Source organism: Streptomyces sp. URMC 129 (assembly GCF_051386415.1).
Taxonomy (GTDB): domain Bacteria; phylum Actinomycetota; class Actinomycetes; order Streptomycetales; family Streptomycetaceae; genus Streptomyces.
The window spans coordinates 1-220 of sequence record NZ_JBPQTQ010000336.1 but is presented as its reverse complement, the minus strand read 5'-3'; the positions used below and the strand labels follow the sequence as shown (position 1 = coordinate 220).

At 69.1% G+C, this 220-nt stretch carries 1 protein-coding gene; it reads right to left on the bottom strand.

From position 1 onward, the window contains the following. The coding region (locus ACSNOC_RS28030; RefSeq protein WP_436750372.1) for a hypothetical protein at positions 1–220 on the bottom strand (220 nt) is incomplete at both ends.

Genomic DNA, 220 nt, shown 5'->3' with positions numbered 1-220 from the left:
TTGATGACACCGCCCACGCCCGCAGCCGCCTGCGTGTGCCCGATATTCGACTTCAACGACCCCAACCACAACGGCCGTTCGGCAGAGCGCTCCCGTCCGTACGTGGCGATGAGCGCCTGGGCCTCGATCGGATCGCCCAGCGACGTGCCCGTGCCGTGCGCCTCGACCGCGTCCACATCCGCCGCCGACAGACCGGCACTTGCCAGCGCCTGCCGGATAA